This window comes from Chromohalobacter beijerinckii (assembly GCF_023061185.1).
Lineage (GTDB): Bacteria > Pseudomonadota > Gammaproteobacteria > Pseudomonadales > Halomonadaceae > Chromohalobacter > Chromohalobacter beijerinckii.
Window position 1 is genome coordinate 114,163 of sequence record NZ_JAKGAK010000007.1, and the last position, 25,006, is coordinate 139,168.

The following is a 25,006-nucleotide window of genomic DNA, read 5'->3' on the forward strand; positions in this document are numbered from 1 at the left end:
GGGTGACGCGCGGTGCTCATTCATCGAGCATCCGTCGCTCCTCCGTCCTACCGACGTGCTGGCTCTTGGCATTTTCCGCGATGAACTCGTCAAGCAGTCGTTGCTGCTCGCGATCCAGAGCGCGACCTTCGAGAAGGTCGGGTCGCCTGAGCCAGGTGCGTCCGAGAGACTGCTTCAGCCGCCAGCGGCGAATCGCCGCGTGGTTGCCGCTAAGCAGGATGTCCGGCACACCACGCCCATCGATCGTCTCGGGACGCGTGTAGTGCGGGCAATCCAGAAGCCCCTCGCTAAAGGAATCCTCAAGTGCCGAATCGCCATGGCCGAGCACACCCGGCACCAGCCGGGAGACGGCATCGACCATCACCATGGCCGGCAACTCACCGCCGCTGAGCACATAGTCGCCGATCGACCATTCTTCGTCGATATCGGCTTCGACCACTCGCTCGTCGATACCTTCATAACGACCGGCAACGACGATCAGTGCTTCCAGGTCGGCCAGCTCCCGCACGCCACGTTGATCGAGCCGCCGCCCCTGAGGCGACAGATAAACCACACGCGTGCGCTCTGTCGCACAACCACGGCGCTCGGCGTCACGGCGTGCCTCGGCGATGGCGGGTCGCAACGTGTCGACCTTCATCAGCATGCCGGGGCCACCGCCATAAGGCCGGTCGTCCACCGTGCGGTGCTTATCCGTGGCGTAATCCCGGGGATTCCAGAAATCCACCGCTAGCAATCCCTGGTCGACGGCGCGCCCCGTTACACCGTAACGGGTAATCGCCTCGAACATCTCCGGGAACAGGGAGACAACACCAATCCACACGGCTTCATCACTCGGCCAGCGACACCGACGATACGGCGTCAGAATTCAGGATCCCAATCCACTGTCATACGCCCGGCACCGAGATCCACCTCGCGGATCACGCCGTCGGGCAGAAACGGTATCAACCGCTCCCGGTCATCGAGACTCGCCTCGTTGGGCTGGATCACCAACACATCGTTGGCGCCCGTCTCGAAGAGATAATTCACTTGCCCCAGACATTCACCAGACAGCGTCTCGACCCGCAGGCCTTCGAGCTGATACCAGTAATAATCGCCCGGCGCGAGCGCCGGCAACGCCTGCTTGGGCAGGAGAATATCCGCGCCGGCCCAACGTTCGGCCAGTTCGCGGCTCGAGATACCTTCAAGGCTGGCGACCAGCCCTTTTCCATGGGGGCGTCCCTGGCTCAGCTTGCACTCAAAGTGCTTGCCGCGCAGTGACAACACCCATTCGGCATGCTCGAAGATGCCCTCGATGGGGCTAGTGTACGAATACACCTTCAGCCACCCTTTCACGCCGTAAGGACTGGTCAGGCGGCCAAGCACCACGTGCTCGTCGTCTTGCGCCGCAGCGGCGCGACCGGTCTCGTGCGACATAGCGGGCAGTGCACTCACGCTTGCTGCTTGCGAGCTTCTTTCAGCAACTCGGCGACGCGATCAGAGAGCTGCGCACCCAGACCCTGCCAATGCTCGGCACGCTCTAGATCGACGCGCAGACGCTCTTCCTGACCACGGGCTACCGGGTTGAAGAAGCCGATACGCTCGATGAAGCGGCCGTCGCGAGACTTACGCGAGTCGCTGACAGTGAGGTGATAAAAGGGACGCTTCTTGGCGCCACCACGGGCCAAACGGATGGTAACCATGCGCTATAATCCTACGGTTGAAGTTTTACGTTACGCCACGGACTGTCGCGGCGGGCAAGACCCACCTGCGAAGACGCAGCATTCTACGGAAAAAGGCACGTATTGGAAACCTTTTTCCTTGACAAGGAAAGGCGTTATCAACGGCGCGGGAAGCCGCCGCGGCCACCGCCCATGCCAGGGCCACCCATGCCACCAGGGCCACCCATACCACCTGGGCCACCCATGCCACCTGGGCCACCCATGCCACCGCCCATGTCTCGCATCATTTTCTGCATGCCGCCTTTCTTGCCGGCCTTTTTCATCATCTTCTGCATCTGCTTGTGCTGCTTGAGCAAACGGTTGAGATCGGGCACCTGCAAGCCAGCACCCGCCGCGATACGACGCTTGCGAGAGCCACTGATGATTTCCGGCTTGCGGCGCTCCTTCGGCGTCATCGAGTTGATCAACGACTCGAGTTTGCCTAGTTCCTTCTCGGCCCCCGGCCCCTGCGCAGCCTCGGCCATCTGCCCCATGCCAGGCAGCTTGCCCATCAAGCCGCCCATGCCGCCCATCTTCTTGAGCTGCTGGAGCTGCTCGCGGAAGTCTTCGAGATCGAAACCGTTGCCTTTCTTGACCTTCTTGGCCAGCTTCTCCGCCTTGCCCTGGTCGACGTTACGCTCGGCTTCCTCGATGAGCGACAGCATGTCGCCCATGCCGAGAATCCGCGATGCGACGCGATCCGGGTGAAACGGCTCGAGAGCATCGACCTTCTCGCCCATGCCCATGAACTTGATCGGCTTGCCGGTGACATGGCGCACCGAGAGCGCTGCACCGCCACGGGCGTCACCGTCCGCCTTGGTGAGAATCACCCCGGTCAGCGGCAACGCTTCATGGAACACCTGCGCGGTATTGGCGGCATCCTGGCCAGTCATGGCATCGACCACGAACAGCGTCTCGTCCGGCGACACCGCCCCATGCAAGGCCTGTATTTCTTCCATCATCGCCTGATCGACGGACAGTCGCCCGGCGGTATCAACGATCACCACGTCGTGGAACTGGATCTTGGCATGCTTGATCGCCGCCTGGGCGATGTCCACCGGCTGTTGGGCGCTATTCGAGGGAAAGAAGTCGACCTCTACCTCTTTGGCCAGCGTCTCGAGCTGGTCGATGGCGGCCGGACGATAGACGTCGGCGGAGACCACCAGTACTTTTTTCTTTTCCCGCTCGCGCAGGAAGCGCGCCAACTTGGCAACCGAGGTCGTTTTACCCGCGCCCTGCAGGCCGGCCATCAAGACCACCGAGGGCGAGCTCTTGAGCGACAGCGCCTCGTTGGCCTCGCCCATGATCGCCTCCAGCTCCTGCTGGACGATCTTGACGAACTGCTGGCCCGGGGACAGGCTGCGCGAGACTTCTTGGCCCACGGCGCGCTCGCGCACCCGATCGACGAACGCCTTGACCACCGGCAGGGCCACATCGGCCTCCAGCAGCGCACGACGCACCTCGCGCAGCGTGTCCTTGATGTTGTCCTCGGTCAGCTTGGCCTGACCGGTGATCGACTTCAGCGTGCCCGACAGGCGATCGGTCAAACTTTCAAACATGGCGCTCTCCGGCAGGAATTGCCTAGGCATGAAAAGGCGATTATACGCGTTCGTGGCGACTGTCTCCATGCACCCGTCGCAATGCGCAAGCGGCGGGGGGATTCGCTACGGCGTGGGGATTCGCTATAGTAACGCTCCCGAGTCCGCGTGACATGCTCACGTGATATTGACACTTCATTTTCTTCGACGCCGACCGGCGCAGGGATTGTCCACTGATGCAGACGCTGCCTTTTGCGATTCTCGCCATTGTCTGTTATCTCGCCGCGGGCGCCTGGCAGGCGCTCGCGCTTGCCAGGCGCGTCCCGCCCAGGACTATCTTGGTGCGTTCACTGGGCTTGCTCGCGGTCAGCGCCCACACCGTGGTCGTGGCGCACAGTGTGTTTCTCGGTCGTGGCCTGCATCTGGGGCTTTTCGAAAGCGCCTCACTCTTCACTTGGTTGATCGCCGCTTTGTTGATCGCAGTCAGTCTGGTCAAGCCATTGTTGAATGTCGGTGTCGGCCTCTTCCCACTGGCCGCGCTGACGCTGGTTGCATTGATGCTTTATCCCAGCCACATGGTCGAAGCCAACGTCTCGCCCGGCATCGTCTTTCACATCGTGACCTCCAGCGTGGCTTCGGCACTGCTCAGCATCGCCGCAGTACAAGCCGTGCTGGTGGCATTTCAAAACCACGCCCTCAAACACCGTCATACACGCGGAATCATCCAAGTGTTGCCCGCGTTGACGAGTATGGAGCGCTTGCTGTTCGAGCTCATCGGCGCCGGCTTGCTATTACTGACGGCGGCCATCATCAGCGGTTTCATCTTCATCGACAATCTCTTTGCCCAGCACCTCGTTCACAAGACGGTATTCTCTCTCGCCGCTTGGCTGGTCTTCACGGGGCTGCTCATCGGCCGACACTGGCTGGGCTGGCGCGGCGCGCGTGCGATGCGCTGGACCCTGGGCGGCTGCCTGCTCCTGGTGCTCGGCTACTTCGGCACCAAGGTCGCACTGCAATTGATCTTTCACGATATCTAGACGAAAACGCAGCAACTTGACACTTCCAAGGGGAAACCCTACAAACGATGTTGGCTTTTCAGCGAGGACCTCTCCACCTTGAGCGATGACCTACCCTTAGGGCTGCTGTTAACGCTGCTGCTCGTGCTCATTTGCTTATCCGCCTTCTTCTCCAGCTCGGAAACCGGGATGATGTCGATCAACCGCTACCGCCTGTCGCACCAGGCCAATAGCGGAGAGCGCACCGCCAAGCGGGTCTTGCGGCTGCTGAGCCGACCTGACCGACTGATCGGCGTCATCCTCATCGGCAACAACTTCGTCAACAACCTCGCTGCTTCCATCGCCACGATCATTGCCATCCATTTCTTTGGCGATGTCTCTGGACCGGCCATCTCGACCGCTGTGCTGACCATCGTGATTCTGATCTTCGCCGAGGTCACGCCCAAGACGTTCGCCGCGGTCAAGCCCGAACGCATCGCCTATCCCGCGTCTTTGGCGTTAGAACCTCTACTCAAGCTCTTCTATCCGCTGGTATGGCTCGTCAATGCGATTTCCAATGGACTGCTACGACTCCTGGGCGTCAAGGATATCGACGGCAGCGCCGACAACCTGACGCGTGATGAGTTGCGCACGGTCGTGCACGAAGCCGGCACCATGATCCCTCGGCGTCACCAATCCATGCTGCTGTCGATCCTCGATTTGGAAAACGTGACCGTCAACGACATCATGGTGCCGCGCCAGGAAATCGCTGGCATCGATCTCGACGACGACCTCGAGGCCATTCTCGCCCAGATCCGCTCCAGTCAGCACACGCGCGTGCCGGTCTACAAGGGGGATATCAACAACATCATCGGCATTCTGCACCTGCGTAACGCCGCACGCTTCCTATCGAAGCCCGAGGTGACCAAGGCCGCCATCGTCCAGGAAGCCCGCGAACCTTATTTCATTCCCGAGTCGACACCGCTTCACACCCAGCTGCTCAATTTCCAGCAACAGAAACGCCGTATCGGCATCGTGGTCGATGAATATGGCGATGTGGAAGGGCTGGCGACACTGGAAGACATCCTCGAGGAGATCGTCGGCGAGTTCACCACCGACGAAGCGGCTACGCACCGAGAGATTCACCCTCAGGAAGACGGTAGCTATATCATCGAGGGCACTACCAACATCCGCGACATCAACAAAGTACTCGCCTGGCAGTTGCCTACCGATGGTCCCAAGACGCTCAACGGGTTGATGCTCGAGCACCTTGAGGCCTTTCCCGACGCGCCCGCCTGCCTGCAGCTGGGAGCTATTCGTATGGAAATACTGCAGATCAAGGACAACCTGATCACCTCGGCGCGCTGCTGGCAATCGGCACGTCGCGCCCGGGTGTTGGGTTAATCTGAAGTCACTCCGATCTCGGCTTCGGCCTTGCGCTTGAGTTCGCTCACGCGCCGTTCCATGTCGGCGCGTTTTGCCTTGCCCACCGGAATAGGGTCACCGAAGTGGAGCGCCACCCGGGCCCGAAAACGCCGTGGCCACTTGGTCAACGCCTTGCCGCCACGATTCGATGTCCAAGATCCCCACAGTCCGGCCAATCCGGCAGGCACCACCGGCACCGGATCTCGCGCCAGAATGATATCCACGCCACGCCGAAAACGCTGCATTTCACCATCGGGCGTCAAGCGTCCCTCGGGGAACAACATCACCACCTCTCCCTGACGCAGGGCATGGCTCACTTCGTCCAAGGCCCGCCGCACGCCGCCGGGATCGCAACGCTCGGAATCTACCGGGATGGCGCCGGCAATGCGAAAGAACCAATTGAGCCACCGGGACTCATAGATAGGGCGATCCATCAAGAAACGCAACGGGCGCGGACACCCACCGCCCAGAATCAAGGCATCCATAAAGCTGACGTGATTGCATACTACCAGTGCCGCGCCACGTGCGGGCACAGATTGACGGCCGCGAAAACGTAGCCGGTAGAGCACACGAATCAGCACGAAAATCGACAGGCGCAATGCCGGGCGCGGCACCATGCAAAGGATGATCGCCGCTAGCGTCAGGGACACCGCCGACAAAGTCAGCATGAAAGCATTGAGCGAGGCATCGAGCACACTCAGCACGACCACGCCAAAGCCCGCCGCCAGAACCATGAACAGTGCATTGAGGATATTATTGGCGGCGATCATGCGAGCACGATTGTCATCATCGCTTTCGAGTTGAATCAGCGTGTACAGCGGCACGATGTACACGCCGCCGCCCAAGCCGATCACCGCAAAATCGAGTAGCTGGCGCCAGAACCCCGGTGACAGGCTCAATGCCGCCAGCCCGGTACTGCTTCCCGCCAATGGCTGACTCAGCCCCAGATCGAGACCGGCCAAGCCGAAGAGCACGGCGCCGGCCGGTATCAGCCCGACTTCCAGACGCCCCGCCGACAAGCGCGCGCACAACAGCGCGCCAGCACCAACGCCCAGCGCAAACGCGCCCAGCAAGGCACTAACCACGGATTCATTGCCATGCACGACATCACGCGTCCAGGCCGGTAGTTGAGTCAGGTAGCAGGCACCTAGAAACCAGAACAAGCTGATGCCCAGCAAGGCACGAAATACCCGTGGTTGGCGCCACGCGTCGCGCATCACTTCACGCCCGCCACGCCAGGGCCGCCATGGCGTGGCGCCCATCTGGCTGGGCGGTGCGCTAGGCACCCATAGGCTAGCGACGAGCCCCAAGAGCGCCAGCACCACCAAGGTGGCGGCAATGCTTCCCCGCGCCCAGGCACCGCCAAGCGATGCCAGCACACCAGCCAGCAGCGTTCCCAGCAGAATCGAAAGAAAGGTGCCCAGACTGATCCAGGCATTACCCTTGACGAGCTCGGTCGGCGACAGATGTTGCGGCAAAATGGCGTACTTCACCGGCCCGAAAAGCGCCGACTGGGTACCCATCATGAACAACAATGCCAGTAGCACGGCATAGGCCTCATACCAGACGGCGGCCGCTGCCATGCTCATGGTCACGAGTTCCAGCACCTTGAGACGCCTGACCAGGCGACGCTTGTCGAGACGGTCGGCCAACAAGCCGCCCCATGCCGAAAACAACAGGAAAGGCAGGATGAAAAGCCCTGCCGCAAGATTGTTGAGCAGCCCCGTATCCCAGCCATAGCGCGGTACGGCAACGAAGGTCAGTAGCAACAGCAGGACATTCTTGAACACGTTGTCGTTGAACGCGCCCAAGGCTTGTGTCCAGAAGAAGGGAGCGAATCGACGCTGGGTTAGCAATCGGGGAATCACGGCTCTCTCGGACCGTACTTGAGTCCCATCAGCGTGGTGGTCAGCAATTGATCGAGCAACTCGGTCACTTCCAGCGATTGACCCTGCCAAACGCCCAGGCGTTCGTTGAGCCCCAACTGGACCAGACCATGCACACTGCCCCATAGAGTGCGGGCCATGCGTCTTGCTTCGAGCTCACCCATCAGCGGCTGATACTCGGCAAGCGCCGCCTCGACACGCACGAACAGACCTTCAATCATGTCGTTCTGGCGTTGGTCCAACTCTCCTTCTTGGGCCAGCGGGTAATCGAACAACATCTGCCAGCGATAGGGCTCATGCTGCGCAAACAGCCAATAAGCCGTCGCCAATGCCTTGAGGCGCGGTTCGGGATCGGCACCCTCGAGCCCCTCCACGGCAACCCGTAGGCGCCCCAGGGTCTCGACGTTGACGTATTGCAACAGGTTGCCAAAACTGCCGTAGAGTTTCAGCAGCGTGCTGGGCGCACATCCCACCTCGCGCGCCAACGAGCGCAGCGACAGCGTATGCACAGGATTATCGCGTAGCCAGGCGTCACACGCAGCCATTACCTGACCATGCAGCACCTCGGGTGCATGCTGTCTGGGACGAGCCATCGGATTCCTCGTGATGAGCATGCGCGGCGTCTTCTTACCAAGCCGCGCGTGGTCGAACAGCGTTTCCCCCAGCATATCGGGAACGCACGCAAACGCAAGTGGCAAGCCCTGCGATAAATCAAAAGCAGCGCTGGTAAGCGCCCGCCGGCGTGGCTTACCCTGTCGCGTCGAACCGCGAGGAGAGAGCATGGCCGGCCGTCTTTACATCAAGCCCTGGACAACGCCGCCGCTCGACGCGCTTCGCCAGGACAGTCAGCCGATCGTCGGCCCCAACCTGGCACCGCGCCGCCCTATTTCGATCATTCGTCAGGACGCGGGCGAAGCGCAGTGGGCCACGGCATTCTGGGGATTGACCCCGCCCTGGCTCAAGGTGCTGGACCATGCCCCGCATTGCGCCCGCGCCGAGTCGCTCGAGCAGCGCCCGATGTTTCGCGAGGCCTTCCACGCGCGGCGCTGCCTGATACCGGTCGCCGGAGTCTACGTATGGAAGCCGCAGCCACGCATGAAGCAGCCGTTTCTGGTCACCCGCGTCGACCGGGCGCCGCTTCTGCTGGCCGGGGTCTGGTGCCGCTATCACACCACGTTGACTGAGTTTAACGACTCCACGGCCTTGATCACGGTGCCCAGCAATGCATTGCTGACACCGCTCAGCGACCGCTTTCCGGCCGTCATCGAGGCGAGCGATGCACCCGAGTGGCTGGCGCCAACCACCTCGGACGAGCGTTCCCATGAGATGCTGACCCCCGCCCCCTTGGAACTGTTGGGCGCTTTTCCTGTATCAAGACGTGTCAACGATCCAAAGCATCAAGACTGGGCCTGCGGACATCCCACCGGCCCGATGACCTACTGGCATCAATGAACAAGGAGTCTTTACCGTGTTTTCGCCCCCTCCCCTTGCATGCCGCTGGCTGCTCGGTGCGCTCATCCTTCTCGTCGTCGGTTACCAGACGGCGCGCGCCAGCGACCCGGTGGCCGAGGTCGTCGAGCCAACCGTCAGCCCCAACGATACCCGCGACTACCGCGCCCTGACGCTCGACAATGGCCTCGAGATCTTGCTGGTCAGCGATCCGCAGGCCGACAAGGCTGCCGCCGCCATGAACGTGGACGTCGGTAGCGCCGACGACCCCGACGCCACCCCCGGTTTGGCACATTTCCTCGAACACATGTTGTTCCTGGGCACCGACCGCTACCCGGAAGCCGACGCCTACCAGAATTTCATTTCCTCCCACGGCGGTGATCACAACGCCTTCACCGCCTCACGCGACACCAACTACTTCTTCGACATCGAGCCGCAGGCATTACCCGAAGCCCTGGATCGCTTCAGCCGCTTCTTCGTTGCCCCGCGCTTCAATGCCGAGTACGTCGACCGCGAGCGTAACGCCGTCAACTCGGAGTACCAGGCACGCCTGCGCGACGATAGCCGGCGTCTTCAAGAGGCCATCGATCAGGCCCTCAACCCCGAACACCCAATGACCCGCTTCTCGGTCGGTAGCCTGGAGACACTCAGGGACGGAGATACGTCATCGCTCCGCGAACGTCTGGTCGATTTCTACAAGGCGCACTACGGCGCTAATGTCATGCATCTAACGGTCATCGGTCCACAATCGCTCAATGAGCTTGAAGCCATGATTCGCGACCGCTTCGCCCAGGTGCCCGATCGTCATTTATCGCGCAGCGAGATCGACACTCCCTTGGTTACCGACGACGAGCTCCCCGCACGCCTGAAGGTCAAGAGCCTATCGCAGGACAAGCAGGTGCGCTTCCTGTTTCCGATTCCCGATCCGCAGGGTGACTATCGCACCAAACCGGCCGACTATCTCGCCAACCTGTTGGGCCATGAAGGGGAAGGAAGTCTGCTGGCGGCATTGCGTCACAAGGGATGGGCCGATGGTCTCTCGGCAGGCACCATGAACGGCGATGGACAGCACGCGCTCTTCGCCGTCTCGGTCAGCCTCACGCCGGAAGGCGCGCAACACATCGATCGCATTCAGGCTAGCTTGTTCGATCAGATAGCACGGATTCGCGAGGACGGGCTGCAGGCGTGGCGCTACGACGAGCAAGCTCGCCTCAACCAACAAGCGTTTCGTTTTCAGCAACCGGGCGAGCCCATCGATCAAGTCAGCCAATTGGCCATGAATCTGGCCGATTATCCGCTTGAGGATGTGCAATACGCGCCGTACCGCATGGACGGTTTCGATGCCGCACGTATTCGAGATTATCTCGCCGACATGACCCCGTCGCACTTATTGCGCGTCTATAGCGGCCCGGACGTCGACGGCAATGATACCTCGCCCTACTTCGACGCACCCTATACGCTGACGCGCCTCTCGGACTGGCCGGAGGCCGCGCCGCTCGATGAACTCGGCCTGCCGCCGCATAACCCCTTCATCGCCAGCGATTTAGAAGTTCACGACGCCAGTGGCGATGAACCACAGGCCATCGTCGAGGCGCCCAGCGTAGAGCTCTGGCACCTCGCCAACGATCGCTTCGGTACACCGCGCGTGGAGTGGCGCTTCAGCCTGCAGAACCCCGACGCCTCCGACAGCGCCAGCCATGCCGCATTGACGCGTCTACTCGCCGGCTGGATCACCGACAGTCTCAATGAGCGCTTCTATCCAGCCCGGCTGGCCGGACAATCCTTCGATGCCTACGCCCACGCCCGCGGTATCACGCTCACCTTCTCCGGTTGGCGCGACCGTCAGGCACGGCTGATGGGAGACGTCGTCGCACGTTTAAAGGAAGGTGACATCAGCGAAGAAAGCTTCTCGCGCGTCAAGTACCGTCTCTCGCAGCAATGGCAAAACGCGCCCCAAGCGCCGCTGCATCAGCAGATGTATCGCACGCTCGGTGAGTCGCTATTGCGCCCTCAGTGGACGACATCCGCGATGCTCGAGGCGCTGCATACGCTGAGCGTCGGCGACCTGCGTGACTATCGCGACGCCTTCCTCGGGAATCTTTATCTGCAAGCCATGGCGGTAGGCAACCTGGATGCCGACTTGGCACGCCGTGAGGGCTTGCAAGTCGCCAATGCACTCACACCCCGGCTCGAGTCCTCGGACATCCCAGCTCTGTCACCGCTGGCGGTTCCAGAGACGCCGCCGACCCTGCATCCGCGCAGTACCCGCAACGACGCTGCCGTATTGCGCTATCTGCAAGGCCCGGACCGCAGTCTCGACAGTCAAGCCCGTCTGGCAGTACTCGGCAAGATGCTCGAATCGCCGTTCTACAACCAGCTACGCACCGAGGAGCAACTCGGCTATATCGTCACGGCCGGTTATTCGCCCGTACTCGATGCACCGGGCCTGGCGATGCTGGTGCAATCTCCGGATACGCCCAGCAAGCGCATCGCCGCACGCATGGATGCCTTCCTGAATGACTTCGACACACGCCTTCAAGCACTCGACGATAGCGAGCTGGCACCTTATCGCGACGCGGTCAGCAGTCGCTTGAGGGAGCGCGACAACAGCCTGGGCGAGCTGACCAACCGCCTCTGGCAGACGCTGGCCTACGCCGAGCCTGACTTCTCACGGCGTGAGAAACTCGCGGATCGCGTCGACGCCATGGATGCCTCGGCCATTCGCCAGGCATGGCGCTCGCTGCGGCACACAAAGCCACTCACGGTGAGCTACGACGCCGATACCCAGCCCAGCGATGTCATGGGGCTGACGCACGACTTCCGGCCACTCCCCGCCAGCGACTGAGCGCGGTCGCTGACGATACCCACCATGCAAAACGCCCGGGCTCATGGCCCGGGCGTGTCGTATCTGGTCAGCGCGTATCGCATGTCAATCGAACGCCTGCGGCGGCATCATCGCTTCGACGTGCATGACCAGCTCCTCGAGCACCTGGCGCTGTTCCGGATCCAGCGAGGCCTGGTTGAGGCGTTCGATCTCGCGTGCAAACCCCGTCAGCGTCAGACTCGACACCTCGGCATCGTTCATGCGCGCCCAACGGTAGGTTTCCCATTGCGCCTGTTCGTCGCCACTCAGCGTATCGGGATAATTACGCGCCCGCAGACGGAACAGCATTTCCTCCAGGCGCGGATCCTGAAAGGCGAAACGCGCATCAGCCAGATCCCAGGGCGCCATTTCACGGGCACGCTGCATTTCGCGACGATCCGCTGGCGAGAAGAAACCTCCCGAATACAACATCAAGTCCGGGTCGCTGGGCGGCGCTCCGGGGCCATCGGCAAATACCTCGGCGGCCTTGGTTGCGACATCCGGCGCGGCCTGAAGCTGCTTCCAATGTTTCCGACAGGCCTCCATGTCCAGCCCCAGCCGGGCCACGATGTCGCCATATTCGCCCTGACGGGGGCCGCTGGTGTCCTTGAGCGAGGTGGCCGGCATGATCACCGGACTCTTGTTGATTTGAATCACCTTGAGCGGAATGCGTGCCTCGCCCTCGGACAACTCATCGGCACTGGCGAATACCCGCTCGCGAATCTGTGCGGCACTCAATGACAGCAGCGGCGTCGGGTCTACCGACAAATCATAGACGATCACCCCATTGGGATTGCTCGGATGCTCGGCCAGCGGCACCACCAGCGCACTACAGCCTCGACTGGCAGGATAGCGCCGCGAGATATGGAGCATCGGCTTGCGCGCCTGGATGTCCAGCATCTTGGCGACCGTGCGCTTGTCGCGCAGCTTGAGCAGATACTCGAACAGTTGAGAATTGCGCGACTTGAGAAGACGCGCCAAATCGATGGTCGCCCGTACATCGGCCAGGGCGTCGTGGGCCCCGGCGTGGTCGATGCCGTTGGCGGCGGTCAAATCCTCGAGGCGAAAACTCGGCGCACCGTCGTCACGCGTCGGCCACTCGATGCCTTCCGGACGCAGGGCATGGTAAGTACGCACCACATCGATCAAGTCCCAGCGTGAATTGCCGTTCTGCCACTCGCGGGAATACGGATCGATGAAGTTGCGGTAGAAGAGATGACGACTGACTTCATCGTCGAAGCGCAGCGTGTTGTAGCCCAGCGAACAGGTACCGGGCACGCTCATTTCGTCATGAATGCGCGCGGCGAACTCGATCTCGGCAAGACCTCGACGACGCGCGGCTTGTGGTGTGATACCGGTAATCAGACAGGCCTGGGGATGTGGCAGGAAATCATCCGCCGGCTTGCAATAGAACGTCAGCGGCTCGCCGATCGGGTTGAAATCGAGATCGGTGCGGATCGCGGCGAACTGCGCAGGGCGGTCGCGCCGAGGATCGGCACCGAAAGTTTCATAGTCATGCCAAAGAAAGGTCGGCTCGCTCTTGCCCTGCGCCATGACCGCAGTCTCCCCACTGCCAAAAGCGATCAGCCTAGCATACCCGGCCAACCGACTCAGCCGGAATGCGCCTACTCGTCACGCGGCAGCGTGACGTTAAGCTCGAGCACCGAACAGTCATTGTCGCTATCGAGACTGATATTGATCGCATCCTGGTCCACTTGCACGTAACGCCTGATTACCTCGAGCAACTCTTTTTCCAGCATCGGCATGTAGTCAGGCTGGTCACGCTGACCGCGCTGGTGCGCCACGATGATCTGTAGGCGCTCCTTGGCCACCGACGCCGACTTCTTGCGTTCGCGCTTGAGAAATTCGAGTAGTTTCACCGGCGACCTCCTCCGAACATACGGGAGAGCAGCCCTTTCTTCTGGTACTCATGAAAACGTAGCGGTACGTCCTCGCCCAGCAGGCGCGAAACGGTATCGGCATAAGCCTGACCGGCGTCGCTATCCATGTCATGCACGACCGGCACGCCCTGGTTCGAGGCGCGTAGCACCGCTTCCGACTCGGGGATCAGCCCCACCAGGTTGATGGCCAGAATCTCGCGTACGTCCTCGAGCGTCAGCATATCGCCAGAAGTTACCCGGTTGGGATCATAGCGCGTGATCAGCAGGTGCTCTCTGACCGGCGGTTCACTGCGCTCGGCGCGACGTGTCTTGGACGCCAATAGCCCGAGAATGCGGTCGGAATCGCGGACCGACGATACTTCGGGATTGGTCACCACAATCGCTTCGTCGGCGAAATACATCGCCAACTGTGCGCCGTGCTCGATGCCCGCTGGCGAATCGCAGACGATGAAGTCGTACTCCTGGGAAAGCGTCTCAAGCACCTTCTCCACCCCTTCAGGGGTCAACGCCTCCTTATCGCGTGTCTGCGAGGCTGGCAAGATATGCAGGTTTTCGGTCCGCTTGTCACGGATCAGCGCCTGATTGAGGCCAGCCTCGCCCTGAATGACGTTGATCAGGTCATACACCACGCGCCGCTCACACCCCATGATCAAATCGAGGTTACGCAAGCCCACGTCGAAATCGATCACCACGGTCTTGTTGCCACGCAACGCCAAGCCCGTGGCGATAGCCGCGGCGCTGGTCGTCTTGCCAACTCCGCCCTTGCCGGAGGTCACTACAATGATCTTGGCCAAGATGAGCTTCCTGTTGCTATTGAGTCGTTCGTACTAGCCATCCACATTGGCGCAACATGGCGCCCTGACATCCCGACTAGCCGAGCGATGAAATGTTCAATTGGTCATCGCGCAGTTGAACCTGTACAGGCTGGTTCAGCAAGCGCGGGTCGATATCTTCCAGCCGTTTGTAATTGCCGGCCAGCGACAACAACTCGGCATGCAATTCCTTACAGAAGATGCCCGCCTGGCGATCCCCATGAATGCCGCCCAACGCACGACCACGCAGCGGGCCATAAACGTGCACGCTGCCCGCCGCCAGGACCTCGGCACCCGGGTTGACCGCACCGACCACGACCAGATCGCCCTCAGGCGCAGTGACCTGCTGACCCGAGCGCACTGTACCGCGGTAGATACGTCCCACGGCCGGTGCGGGCGAGGCCTCGCCCTCGGGTTGCGGCTCGGCGGCGAGCGGTGCCTCTTCCACGGCACGCGGACGCGCCTCTTGCGGCGGGAACCAGCCCAGCCCCAACGCCCAAGCGGATTGCTTCACAGGGTCGGTGCCGCCACGCACAGCCACCGGCAGCAGCTTGTGAGCGCGGCACACGGCGCAAATACGCTCCAGCGCCAAGTGCGGTTCATCGAGCTGCTCGACGCTGAGCACCACCGGCGTATGTTGAAAAAACGCCGGCGACTGGCTCACCTTGCCGGCCAACTGAGCCCGTATCTGCTCAGGGTCGGCGCTCGTCAGCTCCATGACCGTCATGGGCAACATGCCACCCTTGAAGGTGAACGCCGATGCTACCCGATCCATGTTGAGGCTCATGGCCACACTCCACAGCTGATGACTGATGTATAAAGGTAAAGCTAAGCGAGGGTCGTGATGGCTGCAACTGATGATAAGACCAGCGTCCCGACTTTGTCAGGTGTCTCCGCGAACCGACGCCCTTGCCATCGTCGCCTTTTCCCGATGCCGGCTCGCATGCTTTGATACGCTATAGCACACACGACACTCAATTACGTGACGCTTTTTGCTAATATCGTGGCCGACGCGAGACGACAGGAACGCCGTCTCGGCGTTATCGCCACGCATTTAATACGCCAAGAACAGGGATGCATGCCCGGTCATGTCTGGATTCTTCCGCCGTTTTTTTGCACCACGCTGGCAACATCGCGACCCTCGCGTCCGTCATGCTGCCATTGCGCAACTCGATATTCACAAATCGGCCGACCGCCACGCCCTCGAGCGCCTAACGCACGATGCGGATGCCAGCGTAAGGCGCGAGGCTCTCGCCCAGTTCGAGGACCCCTCGACGCTGCTTGAATGGCTCGGCACGCATGACAGCCCCGAGCTGCGAGCCCGTCTCATGCAGTTGTTGTCCGGCAGCGTGCCCGGGGCACCGCCCTTGACGCAACGCCTCGCTTTGCTCGACACACTGAACGATCGCGACCTGCTCGTGCAACTCGTCGAGACGGGGGACAATCAGGAACTACGCCTGACCGCGCTAGCCAAGCTCGATGACGAGGCAACGCTGATCCAGCAGGCACGCGACAATGGCATTGCCGTGGTTCGCCACGCCGCGGCTGAGCGCGTCTCGAGCACCGAAGGCCTGCAACGCTTGGCGCGCGAAGCGAGGCGCGACAAAATCGTCACGCGCAAGGCTCGCGAGCGCCTACAACGCCAACGTGCCGATGCCGCCGAAACGCAAGCCCAACAGGCCACTCGAAAACGCCTTCTGGAGGCCCTCGAAGCGCATGCCTTGCATGCCTGGGAACCTCTCTACGGTGCGCGTTATCGCCATCTTGTCCGCGAGTGGGAAGCACTGACCGACACCCCTAGCGACGACCAGGAGCGGCGTTTTCAGGAAGCTAGCCAGCGCTGTCACAAGACGCTCTCCGATCATGAGACCGAAGGTCATGCCCAGCATCAGGCGATACAACGTCAGGACGAAGCAGCACGCACCCGCGAGGCGCTCGTCGAAGCACTTGAGGATGCCGTCGCGAGCCTCAAGCAGGCCTCGCAACTGACCCACCAGGACATCGACAGCCTGCGCGCCCAACAACGCCTGCACGGCGAACGCTGGCTGGCTCTTTCCGATCACTACCCACCGGAAGAGGACATCCAGGCACGCTATGCTGAAGCGCAAGCCGCTTGCCAGCATATCGGCGACGCTTGGGATCGTGCCTCGACGCAGGCCCAGTCACTCGAAGCCGCCTTGCGCGACGACCATGCCGCCATCGACGACTGCCTGACGAGGATCGATTGGCCACACGACCTGCCACCCACGCCGCTGATTCACGAAGCCCGGCAACTACGTAACGCCGAAGCGGCCAATGCAAGCACGCCCGTCGACCTCTCGGCACTGCGTACGGACCTCGATAAACTCGAAAGCCAGCTCGATCGTGGCACTCTCAAGACCGCCAGCCGTCTACATCGGCAGCTGCGCCAGCGTATCGATGCCTTGCCCCGCGCCTCGCGCGGCGACCTGGAAGCCCACCTCAAGCGTCTCGGTGCTCGGCTGGCCGAGTTGCGCGACTGGCGCGGCTTCGTTGCAGGCCCCAAGCGCACGCAACTCATCGAAAGCATCGAAGCGCTGGCCGAGGATGACGAATCTCCCGATGCCGAGCGTGACCGCCGTCATCGTCAATTGGTCAAGGAATGGGCAGCGTTGGGCGATGCCGCTGCCACAGCAGAGCTTTCGCAGCGTTTTCGCAGTGCTTCGCAGCGCATTCACGCAGCCCTGAACGACTGGTACCAGCAACGCGATGCCGCGCGAACCCGTAACCTCGAGGCACGCGAAGCACTGTGCGAACAACTCGAGGAACTCATCACGCACCCGGATGCCCAGGCTGACCCTGATGTGCTACGTCAGATTCGCGACCGTGCACGTGAGCAATGGCAGCAATTCTCGCCAGTCCCTCGCGAGCACGCCAAGCCGCTCGGCCAACGCTTCGGCCACATCCGCCATGAACTGCAGGCATTAATCGACCGTCGGGCCAATGAAATCGGCGAGGCCAAACGCGGTTTGATCGCCGAGGCCGAAGCCCTGATGGAAGCCGACATGCCCTCCTCGCAACGCACCGAAGCGGCCAAGACGCTCCAGTCCCGCTGGCGGGAACTGGGGCGTGCCGCCAAGGGCGAAGAGCAGATGCTATGGCGCCATTTCCGGGGACTTTGCGATCGTATCTTCGCCGCCCGTGAAGCTGAGCGGGAAAATCGTGCCCAAAAAGCCCAGGCACGCCTGGACGACATGCAAGCCCTGATCGACCGCTTCGATGCCTGGCAACCCCAACGCGCCGACGACAGCGAGACGCTGGAACGTGCCGTGCGTGACGCCGAAGCCCTAGAGCCCTTACCCGGCGGCCGTCGTAGCGAAGGCATGCGCCGTCGTTGGCAAGGGATCGTACGTGCCCGTCGCGAGCGTCTCGCGCAACTGATCCTCGCTGAGCAAGCCGAACGCTGGACGCGCCTACGCCCTCTGCTCGACTCTCATGTCGCCGCGGATGACGCATCCTTGCGAGACGGCCAAACAGCGGATGTCGCGCTTCCCGAGGGCATGCCTCAGGACCTACAGGATGCCCATACGGCACGTAATGCGGCTCGCCGAGAGGGCGACAGCGAAACGGCGAATCACGAACTGAGCCGACTGGTGGTTCAAGTGGCGCTGCTTGCCGACGAGCCGGTGGCTGCACAGGAAGAGCCGCTGCGCCTGGAGGTGCAAGTCGCACGGCTCAATAATGGCCTGGGCCAGGCACCGCAACCCGACCAGGAACTGGCCGACGTCTTGCGTCAATTGTTGGAAACCGGCCCTGTCGCGTCCGATGTCTGGGCCTCCCGCGTCACGCGCTTCGATGCCTTGTTCGATGTTATCGCCCAACGCGTAGCCTGAGGATGCTTGCGATGAGCGCTCCGCCAACCTGCTTTAGCGGAGCGCTACCATGGCCGATTCAGCCCATGAACTGCCCACCGTTGATGTCCAGGTTGGCACCGGTAATGAACCCCGATTCGCGGTCGGCCAAGAACACCACCGCTCGCGCCACTTCCTCCGGCTCGCCAAACCGCTTGACCGGAATGCCCTCGCGGATCGATTCGCGAATCTTCTCGGGAATCAGCATGATCATGTCGGTGGCGATATAGCCTGGCGAGACGGTATTGACGGTAATACCCTTGGTCGCGGTTTCTTGCGCCAATGACATGGTCAGACCATGCATCCCCGCCTTGGCCGCCGCATAATTGGCCTGACCGAACTGCCCTTTACGTCCGTTGATCGAGGCGATGTTGACGATGCGCCCGTAGCCAGCCTCGAGCATGTCCTCGACCACACAACGGCAGGTGTTGAACACACTGTTGAGATTGCAATCAATCACCTCACGCCATTGCTGAGGTGACATCTTCTTGAGCGTACTGTCACGTGTAATGCCGGCACAGTTGACCAGCAGCTCAACCGGACCGTATTCGCGGCGAATGTCATCTACACCAGCGTGGCAAGCATCGAAGTCAGTAAGATTGATGCCTGCCAATGCCACATTGTCGATGCCCTCGGCGCGACGATCCGCAAGCCAGGCCTGAGCTTTCTCGCGGTTATGGTAACTCGCCACGACGAAATATCCCGCCTTGGCCAGCGCCAGGCATATTGCAGTCCCTATGCCCCCGGTGCCCCCGGTGACCCAGGCAATGGGTGCTGTTTGCGTGGTCATGTCCATCCCCCCGTGATGTCGTGATGTGGCGCTTCTAGCGGGAAGTGCCACCTTGACTCGCCTCCATGGCGTCTTACCTCACTTCAGTATGATCGAGTTTGAGCGGGCTGCACGCTAGATGAATCCATTCTTGACTTAGGCCTCAAAAACAGTAGAATACGTCCCAGTCGATGCGGGGTGGAGCAGCTTGGTAGCTCGTCGGGCTCATAACCCGAAGGTCATCGGTTCAAATCCGGTCCCCGCTACCAAACAGATAAAAAAGCGGCGTCCTTAAGGACGCCGCTTTTTTTATGCTTCCTGACCAGGCGTCGCACCTCACTCAGCCTCGCCAACCCCTTTCGTATGCTCGGATGACGCCATGCCCAGTCGTCCGATGCCCGGCAACTTGAGCGCTGGCCGCGTGATATCCACGCCCAGCGTCAGGCCCAGCAACTGCCACTCGATACCCTCGTCATAGGCCACGGTCAGGCCCAACAATCCGCCCAGAGATACCTGGTAGCCAGTCCCGCTAGGCGCCTCGGCCACGATGGAATTCAGCAGGTAATCCTTGCCCACGGCGGTCGGCGGAAAGTCGACACGCAATCCCGGAACCCGACGTACCACCCAGGCCACGAAGGTGTTGCTATTGGGCCCCGGCCACACGCGATAGCGGTCGGTCACTGGATACGCTGCCACGGCCTCGCGAATCTCGGGAATCGCACGCTCGGCCGCCTTACCTCGCAGCTCGGTCAGCAAGGTCGGGGCGCTTCCATACCAAGCCCGATCGGGCACGCCGCGACGCGAGGACACCGTGGGCCGCCGCCAGCCGAGAACCTGATGGACTTGGTAATGCGTCGCGTCGGCTGGCTTGGTGGCGATCCATGTATGCACGCCGAACGCTCCTCGCCAATCGAAGGCGCGGGCCGCGTATACCTGCACCAGGGCCTCGGGATGGGCACTCGGCGCGGGCGCCAGTTCCGCCGACGAACGGTCCGCCTGCGACCAGACGCCACCCAGCTCGATACGCTGACTCGCCAGCATATAGGCCGGGCCAGCCAGCAACAGGACCAGCACAACGGCCAGACTCACCGTCAGCCATAAGCTTTTCTTGATCGCTCGATGCATGCGGCTGTCTCCAGGCGTCGTGATGCACTCGCTCCATACCATTACTCGCCAGCGCCGGGGGCTTGAATCCACGCCTCGTGACCCGCATAACGAGAGGCAGTTCAACAGCGTCTTTACGCTTTACGTTCACACGATACTATCGAAAGGCCATTGCCATGCCGATCATCGACCCACGTACCGGCGAACCTCTTACGTCTCCTCAAAACGGAGACACTAGCGCCTCTCAAACCAATGCCGGCACTCAGGATGTCTCTCAGTACATCGTCGATGTCGACATGTCCAACTTCCAGCAAGTCGTGCTCGAAGGCTCGATGCAGGGGCCGGTATTGCTCGACAGTTGGGCGTCCTGGTGCGAGCCGTGCAAGAACCTCATGCCGGTGCTCGAAAAGCTGGCCCGCGAATACGGCGGCGCTTTTACCCTGGCCAAGCTGAACATCGAGGACAATCAGGAAATCGCCACGCAACTCGGCATCCGCTCGGTGCCCGACGTCAAGCTAATCGTGCAGGGTCAGCTTTACGATCAGTTTCAGGGCGCACTGCCGGAGTCGCAGATCCGCGAATGGTTGTCGCAGTATCTCAAGGCGCCCGAGGCTGCCGAGGCCACCCCCGAGGAGCAAGCCCAACAGGCTCTCGAAGCGGGCGATGCCGCCACCGCACGCGGTATCTACGAAACGCTGGTCAAGGAGTGGCCCGAGCACTATGACTATCAGATCGAGCTCGCTAGCGCGTTAGCCGCAGAAGGCAATGCGGCGGATGCCCGATCGCTGCTCGACAACCTGCCACCGGAGCATCGGGATACGCCCAAGGCACGCGGCGTCCGCGCACGCCTAGACTTTGGTGAGGAAGCCCCAAGTGCCGAGGAAGTAGCCGAGTTGGGCGAGCGCGACGATAGCGAGGCGCAATTCAAGCGCGCCCTGCGCCAAGTCGCCGATGGCCAATACGAAGCCGGTCTCGATGCGCTACTCGCATTGATGAAGGCTGATCGTGCTTATGGCGACGATGTGGCTCGCAAGACCTTGCTGCGCGTCTTCGACGCCCTCGGCGCCGACCATCCGTTGACGGTGGCCTATCGCCGCAAGATGTTCGCGCTGCTCTACTAAGCCCTGCCACAGGGGATGCCTCACGTCAGGACATCCCCTGCGCCTCGCACCCCCGGAACATCGCTATCCGGAATGACAAAGCCGTGTATCGAGTCGTTCCAGCGCCTCTTCGAGTAGATGGGTGGGCGTGCCGAAGTTAAGCCGCACGAAGCCGGGGCACCCGAAATCGGCGCCATCTGACAAGGCGACGCGCGTCGAGTCCAGTAGGGTTTGCTGTGGCGAGGCGCCAAGCCCCGCCTCGCGCATGTCGAGCCACGCCAGATAAGTCGCCTCGGGCGACGCCATCGTGACGCCAGGCCACCGGTTTACATGATCGCGCAACCTCTGCAGATTGGTGTTAAGCGTCGCCAGCAATTCACGGCGCCAGGCGTCGCCGTGAGCATACGCCGCCTGAGAGGCGGTCAATCCCAGGATGTTGACCTCGGGAAGTAACCCCGCTGCCGCCTCGCGAAAACGCCGCCGTAGCTCGGGGTCGGGAATCACCGCGCAGGCGCTCGACAGCCCAGCGATATTGAAGGTCTTGGAAGGCGCCCAGAGGGTGATCGTGCGTTGGGCCAGGGCCGGCGATAAAGACGCCAACGGACGATGCTGGCGCGTCGTGTCGAGTATCAGATCGCAATGCAGCTCGTCGGAGACGATCAACAGGTCGTGGCGCTCGGCAATTTCGCCCAGGGTATGTAGTTCGTGCTCGTCCCAGACGCGTCCCGTGGGATTGTGCGGATGGCACCATAGCAGCAGGCGTGTCTGCGGCGTGATCGAGGCTTCCAGCGCTTCGAGATCGAGACGCCAAGGCGCGCCCGGCGCCTCGGGCTCGGCCAGCATCACGCGCTCGGCGATGCGGCCGCTGCGTTCGGCCACACGTAGAAAAGGCGGATAGATCGGCGTCGCTGTCAGCACCGCCTGGCCAGGACTGCAGAAAGTCTGGGCGGCCAGATGTAGCGCCGGCACCACGCCGGGGATCCATACCTGCCAGTCAGGTTCGATCGACCAGCCGTAATGCTCGGCGCTCCACGCGCAGAGCGTCTCGCGAAGCGTATCGGTCAATCTGCCATAACCGAAGACCCCATGGGACACGCGTTCCTCGAGCGCCGAGACGATCACCGGGGGCGACACGAAATCCATGTCCGCGACCCATAGCGGCAGGACATCGTCAGCATAACGCTGCCATTTCTGTGAAGGATACTGTCGCCGATCCAACGGCGTGGCAAAATCGTATTGCATGCTAAGACTCATCGACTCGAACGGAAGACTCTCGAACATGCCTGAAACCTCGTTCTATGCCAAGGCCATGCGAGGCACGCCACGTCTGGTGAGACGCTGGCTGATGCTGGGCCAGGCCGCCCCCGATCGTCTGGCGATGATTCTCGCCGATACCTCGCGCCTGGCCGGGCTCGGCGAACCGCAAGTCGAACCCGATGGGCGCTGTCTGCGTGAATGGAGCAGCGACTGCCAACCGCCTCTGTGGGCGGCACGTACCGCCGTCTTTCTGTTAATCCAGATGCCGGCACGCCCAACGCCTGACGACGAGGAGGAAGCCTGTGCCTGGGCCTACTGCTGGCTGCGCAACCGCGATTTTCAGTCCCTCGACGCCGCCCACGCGGCTCTACCGGACCACTTGCGCACACCGCTTGCCGATGCCCTGGACGCCGCCTGGGTCGACCAGGATGCCTTGCGTCTTATCTGAGGACCACTAGCCAAGGGCTACGTATAGACTTGACCACATACCATCAGCAGCCGATGCTAGTTAGCGTGCAAAACACCTTTTTCGATGGCGGCGACCCGAGGAAATGACATGTTCACACGCCGCGTGGAGCCGGCTTTCTACGACACCGATGCCCTCGGGCACATCAACAACACGCGCTTGCCGGCCTGGTTCGAGCTGGCACGCAACGATCTTTTTCGTCTGTTCGTGCCCGATCTTGATCCCCGTAAGTGGCCGTTAATCATGGCCAAACTGGACGTAGAGTTCCGCGCCGAGCTGTTCTATGGGCAGGATGTCGAGATTCGCACCTGGATTTCGCGGCTGGGCAACAGCTCCTTCACCGTGGCCCAGGAGGCCTGGCAGGCAGGTCGCCTGGGCGCTCGAGGCCATGTGGTGCTGGTGCATTACGATCACACCGAGGGCTCGGCGGTAGCGTTGACCGGCGACCTTCGTGAGGCACTCGCCGCGCACCTGATCGACGAGGAGCCCGCCCCCGCATGACGCCTGCCATTCGACTTCTGAAGCGCGAGGCCATCCCGCACGAGGTGCTGCAATACACGCACGATCCCAAGGTCGCCGCCTACGGCGAGGAAGCCGTAAAGGCGCTGGGGCTGGCACCGGATAGCGTGTTCAAGACCTTGCTCGCCCAACTCGATGACGGGCGGCTCGTCGTCGCCCTGGTGCCCGTCATGGCCACACTCGACCTCAAGGGACTCGCCAAGGCTGCCGGCGCACGAAAAGCCAAGATGGCCGACCCCATGCTGGCCGAGCGCACCACGGGCTACGTCGTGGGTGGCATCAGCCCGCTAGGGCAGCGCAAGCGCCTGCCTACCTTCGTGGACGACAGCGCCCATGCCTTGTCGTCGCTCCACGTCAGTGGCGGTCGGCGCGGCCTGGAAATATGCCTGGCGCCGATGGCATTGATCGATCTGCTCGAGGCGACCACGGCCCCGCTGACGCGGGCATGACACACTTTCGATAGGTGGGAAGGCTCGCATGGCGATTCGCTACGATCTATGGCTCACGCCCGACGACAAGCCCCGACACCGCCGGGTCGAGCAAGCGTTGGAGCGCTTCTTCGTGGCACGCTTCGCCGACTATCCTCACCTGCGGTTGCCCGGCGCTGATCCCTACGATTATGATGCTCCATTCAACCGCCTGTATGACGCCTTACTCGCACGAGCACGCGACTACTGCGAGCGTGAATGGCACTACGTGCCAACGCCCGCGCAGCTCAATACGGCATTCTTCCGGGCCGTGGCCCACTCGCCGAAATTCGTACTGGACCCCCGCGATGGTGATTCGCCCTGAAACGGCGCCCGATGAGCGCCAACTGGCCCTCATTACTCAACAACTGGGCCGCGCGCCGCGTGGCATCCAAACCGTGGCTGCGGCCACGCAAGACGGCACCCCGCTGGTGCTGCGCATGCATGCCATCGTCGACGACAAACCGTTCCCGACGCATTTCTGGCTATGCTCCGACCACTTGAAAGTCGCCATCTCGCGCATCGAGGCCCAAGGCGTTATCAAGGCTCTCGAGTCACGCCTTCAGGAAGAGACCGACTTCATGGCCGCGTATCGGCGTAGTCACGAGGATTACGTGGCCCAGCGCTGGCAGACCATGAGCGACGCGGAGCGCGACATCGTCGACCGCCAAGGCTATCGCGACCTCTTCACGCGGCGCGGCATCGGCGGCATCGCCAACTGGGATCAAGTGCGCTGTCTGCATATGCAATACGCCCATCATCTATGCGGCGACAACGCCATCGGCCGCTGGATGGATGCCGAGTACGATGTGCTCGCCTGTCTGCGTTAGCGTTCTGTGACACCTGGCAGTTCATCGTGCAAGACAAGGATGTCGAGACAAGTCTATCG

Annotated in this window: 24 protein-coding genes and 1 tRNA gene; 12 read left to right on the top strand and 13 right to left on the bottom strand. The window is 61.8% G+C overall.

The window, feature by feature from the left end; all coding sequences use genetic code 11:
* Nucleotides 1-16: 16 nt before the first annotated feature.
* From trmD to ffh, 4 genes are all read right to left on the bottom strand, one after another.
* Nucleotides 17-820 (bottom strand): tRNA (guanosine(37)-N1)-methyltransferase TrmD, encoded by an 804-nt coding sequence (gene trmD / locus L1075_RS08055; RefSeq protein WP_040243119.1) that lies wholly within the window; start codon nt 818-820, stop codon nt 17-19.
* A gap of 38 nt (nt 821-858) precedes the next feature.
* A complete protein-coding gene (rimM, locus tag L1075_RS08060; protein WP_246941322.1) occupies nt 859-1,413 on the bottom strand; it encodes a ribosome maturation factor RimM in 555 nt (184 codons plus the stop codon).
* Between the two features lie 14 nt (nt 1,414-1,427).
* The gene (gene rpsP / locus L1075_RS08065; protein WP_075367760.1) at nt 1,428-1,679 is read right to left on the bottom strand and encodes a 30S ribosomal protein S16; all 252 of its coding nucleotides are present in this window, start codon (nt 1,677-1,679) and stop codon (nt 1,428-1,430) included.
* 137 nt (nt 1,680-1,816) lie between these two features.
* Nucleotides 1,817-3,256, bottom strand: coding sequence for a signal recognition particle protein (gene ffh / locus L1075_RS08070; RefSeq protein WP_246941303.1), 1,440 nt, complete (start codon nt 3,254-3,256; stop codon nt 1,817-1,819).
* 215 nt (nt 3,257-3,471) lie between these two features.
* Between ffh and L1075_RS08075 the strand changes: the two genes are divergently transcribed.
* The gene (locus L1075_RS08075) at nt 3,472-4,272 is read left to right on the top strand and encodes a cytochrome C assembly family protein (protein WP_246941305.1); all 801 of its coding nucleotides are present in this window, start codon (nt 3,472-3,474) and stop codon (nt 4,270-4,272) included.
* 78 nt (nt 4,273-4,350) lie between these two features.
* Nucleotides 4,351-5,634: an HlyC/CorC family transporter gene (locus L1075_RS08080; protein ID WP_178999127.1), complete on the top strand. Its 1,284-nt coding sequence runs from the start codon at nt 4,351-4,353 to the stop codon at nt 5,632-5,634.
* On the opposite strand, the gene L1075_RS08085 is transcribed toward L1075_RS08080, so the two are convergent.
* Nucleotides 5,631-7,523 carry an MFS transporter gene (locus L1075_RS08085; protein WP_246941307.1) on the bottom strand — a complete coding sequence of 631 codons (1,893 nt, stop codon included), beginning with the start codon at nt 7,521-7,523 and terminating at the stop codon, nt 5,631-5,633. The two genes, L1075_RS08080 and L1075_RS08085, sit on opposite strands and share 4 nt — an antisense overlap.
* A complete protein-coding gene (locus L1075_RS08090; RefSeq protein WP_040243127.1) occupies nt 7,520-8,134 on the bottom strand; it encodes a TetR/AcrR family transcriptional regulator in 615 nt (204 codons plus the stop codon). Before L1075_RS08090 ends, L1075_RS08085 begins: the two co-directional genes overlap by 4 nt.
* 187 nt (nt 8,135-8,321) lie before the next feature.
* On the opposite strand from L1075_RS08090, the gene L1075_RS08095 reads away from it, so the two are divergent.
* On the top strand, nt 8,322-8,993 hold the full coding sequence (locus tag L1075_RS08095; protein ID WP_246941309.1) for an SOS response-associated peptidase: 672 nt from the start codon (nt 8,322-8,324) through the stop codon (nt 8,991-8,993).
* 16 nt (nt 8,994-9,009) lie between these two features.
* Nucleotides 9,010-11,835, top strand: a complete 2,826-nt coding sequence (locus L1075_RS08100; RefSeq protein WP_246941311.1) for an insulinase family protein — start codon at nt 9,010-9,012, stop codon at nt 11,833-11,835.
* 84 nt (nt 11,836-11,919) lie between these two features.
* Here the strand turns inward: L1075_RS08100 and sbcB are convergent, their stop codons facing one another.
* From sbcB to minC, 4 genes are all read right to left on the bottom strand, one after another.
* A complete protein-coding gene (gene sbcB / locus L1075_RS08105) occupies nt 11,920-13,407 on the bottom strand; it encodes an exodeoxyribonuclease I (protein ID WP_246941312.1) in 1,488 nt (495 codons plus the stop codon).
* Between the two features lie 71 nt (nt 13,408-13,478).
* Nucleotides 13,479-13,733, bottom strand: coding sequence for a cell division topological specificity factor MinE (gene minE / locus L1075_RS08110; RefSeq protein WP_246941314.1), 255 nt, complete (start codon nt 13,731-13,733; stop codon nt 13,479-13,481).
* A complete protein-coding gene (gene minD, locus L1075_RS08115; RefSeq protein ID WP_040243132.1) occupies nt 13,730-14,548 on the bottom strand; it encodes a septum site-determining protein MinD in 819 nt (272 codons plus the stop codon). Before minD ends, minE begins: the two co-directional genes overlap by 4 nt.
* Before the next feature lie 76 nt (nt 14,549-14,624).
* A complete protein-coding gene (gene minC, locus L1075_RS08120) occupies nt 14,625-15,353 on the bottom strand; it encodes a septum site-determining protein MinC (protein ID WP_040243133.1) in 729 nt (242 codons plus the stop codon).
* A 301-nt stretch (nt 15,354-15,654) separates the two neighbouring features.
* Here minC and L1075_RS08125 point away from each other — a divergent pair, with 301 nt between their 5' ends.
* Nucleotides 15,655-18,417: a DUF349 domain-containing protein gene (locus L1075_RS08125; protein WP_246941316.1), complete on the top strand. Its 2,763-nt coding sequence runs from the start codon at nt 15,655-15,657 to the stop codon at nt 18,415-18,417.
* Nucleotides 18,418-18,475: 58 nt separating this feature from the next.
* On the opposite strand, the gene phbB is transcribed toward L1075_RS08125, so the two are convergent.
* Complete coding sequence (gene phbB / locus L1075_RS08130) at nt 18,476-19,225, bottom strand: acetoacetyl-CoA reductase (RefSeq protein ID WP_040243373.1); 750 nt, start codon at nt 19,223-19,225, stop codon at nt 18,476-18,478.
* Nucleotides 19,226-19,396: 171 nt separating this feature from the next.
* Here phbB and L1075_RS08135 point away from each other — a divergent pair.
* Nucleotides 19,397-19,473: transfer RNA gene (locus L1075_RS08135), tRNA-Met, on the top strand.
* A 67-nt stretch (nt 19,474-19,540) separates the two neighbouring features.
* On the opposite strand, the gene L1075_RS08140 is transcribed toward L1075_RS08135, so the two are convergent.
* Nucleotides 19,541-20,329, bottom strand: coding sequence for a DUF3750 domain-containing protein (locus L1075_RS08140; RefSeq protein WP_246941318.1), 789 nt, complete (start codon nt 20,327-20,329; stop codon nt 19,541-19,543).
* 155 nt (nt 20,330-20,484) lie between these two features.
* Between L1075_RS08140 and L1075_RS08145 the strand changes: the two genes are divergently transcribed.
* Nucleotides 20,485-21,429 carry a thioredoxin family protein gene (locus L1075_RS08145; protein ID WP_246894462.1) on the top strand — a complete coding sequence of 315 codons (945 nt, stop codon included), beginning with the start codon at nt 20,485-20,487 and terminating at the stop codon, nt 21,427-21,429.
* Nucleotides 21,430-21,492: 63 nt separating this feature from the next.
* Here L1075_RS08145 and L1075_RS08150 read toward each other — a convergent pair whose 3' ends face one another.
* Nucleotides 21,493-22,650, bottom strand: coding sequence for a MalY/PatB family protein (locus L1075_RS08150; RefSeq protein ID WP_246941324.1), 1,158 nt, complete (start codon nt 22,648-22,650; stop codon nt 21,493-21,495).
* Between the two features lie 37 nt (nt 22,651-22,687).
* Here L1075_RS08150 and L1075_RS08155 point away from each other — a divergent pair, with 37 nt between their 5' ends.
* The 5 genes from L1075_RS08155 (at nt 22,688) to L1075_RS08175 (ending at nt 24,947) form a co-directional block, all read left to right on the top strand.
* Nucleotides 22,688-23,113: a hypothetical protein gene (locus L1075_RS08155; RefSeq protein ID WP_246941320.1), complete on the top strand. Its 426-nt coding sequence runs from the start codon at nt 22,688-22,690 to the stop codon at nt 23,111-23,113.
* Between the two features lie 108 nt (nt 23,114-23,221).
* A complete protein-coding gene (locus tag L1075_RS08160; RefSeq protein ID WP_040243378.1) occupies nt 23,222-23,632 on the top strand; it encodes an acyl-CoA thioesterase in 411 nt (136 codons plus the stop codon).
* Nucleotides 23,629-24,099, top strand: coding sequence for a Cys-tRNA(Pro) deacylase (gene ybaK, locus L1075_RS08165; protein ID WP_040243138.1), 471 nt, complete (start codon nt 23,629-23,631; stop codon nt 24,097-24,099). The genes L1075_RS08160 and ybaK overlap by 4 nt, the downstream gene beginning before the upstream one ends.
* Before the next feature lie 28 nt (nt 24,100-24,127).
* Nucleotides 24,128-24,442 (top strand): hypothetical protein, encoded by a 315-nt coding sequence (locus L1075_RS08170; protein ID WP_040243139.1) that lies wholly within the window; start codon nt 24,128-24,130, stop codon nt 24,440-24,442.
* Nucleotides 24,426-24,947: a DUF501 domain-containing protein gene (locus tag L1075_RS08175; protein ID WP_040243381.1), complete on the top strand. Its 522-nt coding sequence runs from the start codon at nt 24,426-24,428 to the stop codon at nt 24,945-24,947. The genes L1075_RS08170 and L1075_RS08175 overlap by 17 nt, the downstream gene beginning before the upstream one ends.
* Nucleotides 24,948-25,006 lie beyond the last annotated feature (59 nt).

Bases quoted from the DNA above. Each gene is read 5' to 3' on its own strand.
- L1075_RS08140 (WP_246941318.1), bottom strand. From the start codon at position 20,329: ATGCATCGAGCGATCAAGAAAAGCTTATGGCTGACGGTGAGTCTGGCC.
- L1075_RS08160 (WP_040243378.1), top strand. From the start codon at position 23,222: ATGTTCACACGCCGCGTGGAGCCGGCTTTCTACGACACCGATGCCCTC.
- ybaK (WP_040243138.1), top strand. From the start codon at position 23,629: ATGACGCCTGCCATTCGACTTCTGAAGCGCGAGGCCATCCCGCACGAG.
- L1075_RS08155 (WP_246941320.1), top strand. From the start codon at position 22,688: ATGCCTGAAACCTCGTTCTATGCCAAGGCCATGCGAGGCACGCCACGT.
- L1075_RS08145 (WP_246894462.1), top strand. From the start codon at position 20,485: ATGCCGATCATCGACCCACGTACCGGCGAACCTCTTACGTCTCCTCAA.
- phbB (WP_040243373.1), bottom strand. From the start codon at position 19,225: ATGACCACGCAAACAGCACCCATTGCCTGGGTCACCGGGGGCACCGGG.
- L1075_RS08095 (WP_246941309.1), top strand. From the start codon at position 8,322: ATGGCCGGCCGTCTTTACATCAAGCCCTGGACAACGCCGCCGCTCGAC.
- ffh (WP_246941303.1), bottom strand. From the start codon at position 3,256: ATGTTTGAAAGTTTGACCGATCGCCTGTCGGGCACGCTGAAGTCGATC.
- L1075_RS08175 (WP_040243381.1), top strand. From the start codon at position 24,426: ATGGTGATTCGCCCTGAAACGGCGCCCGATGAGCGCCAACTGGCCCTC.
- minC (WP_040243133.1), bottom strand. From the start codon at position 15,353: ATGAGCCTCAACATGGATCGGGTAGCATCGGCGTTCACCTTCAAGGGT.
- rimM (WP_246941322.1), bottom strand. From the start codon at position 1,413: ATGTCGCACGAGACCGGTCGCGCCGCTGCGGCGCAAGACGACGAGCAC.
- rpsP (WP_075367760.1), bottom strand. From the start codon at position 1,679: ATGGTTACCATCCGTTTGGCCCGTGGTGGCGCCAAGAAGCGTCCCTTT.
- sbcB (WP_246941312.1), bottom strand. From the start codon at position 13,407: ATGGCGCAGGGCAAGAGCGAGCCGACCTTTCTTTGGCATGACTATGAA.
- L1075_RS08075 (WP_246941305.1), top strand. From the start codon at position 3,472: ATGCAGACGCTGCCTTTTGCGATTCTCGCCATTGTCTGTTATCTCGCC.
- L1075_RS08170 (WP_040243139.1), top strand. From the start codon at position 24,128: ATGGCGATTCGCTACGATCTATGGCTCACGCCCGACGACAAGCCCCGA.
- L1075_RS08150 (WP_246941324.1), bottom strand. From the start codon at position 22,650: ATGCAATACGATTTTGCCACGCCGTTGGATCGGCGACAGTATCCTTCA.
- L1075_RS08090 (WP_040243127.1), bottom strand. From the start codon at position 8,134: ATGGCTCGTCCCAGACAGCATGCACCCGAGGTGCTGCATGGTCAGGTA.
- L1075_RS08125 (WP_246941316.1), top strand. From the start codon at position 15,655: ATGTCTGGATTCTTCCGCCGTTTTTTTGCACCACGCTGGCAACATCGC.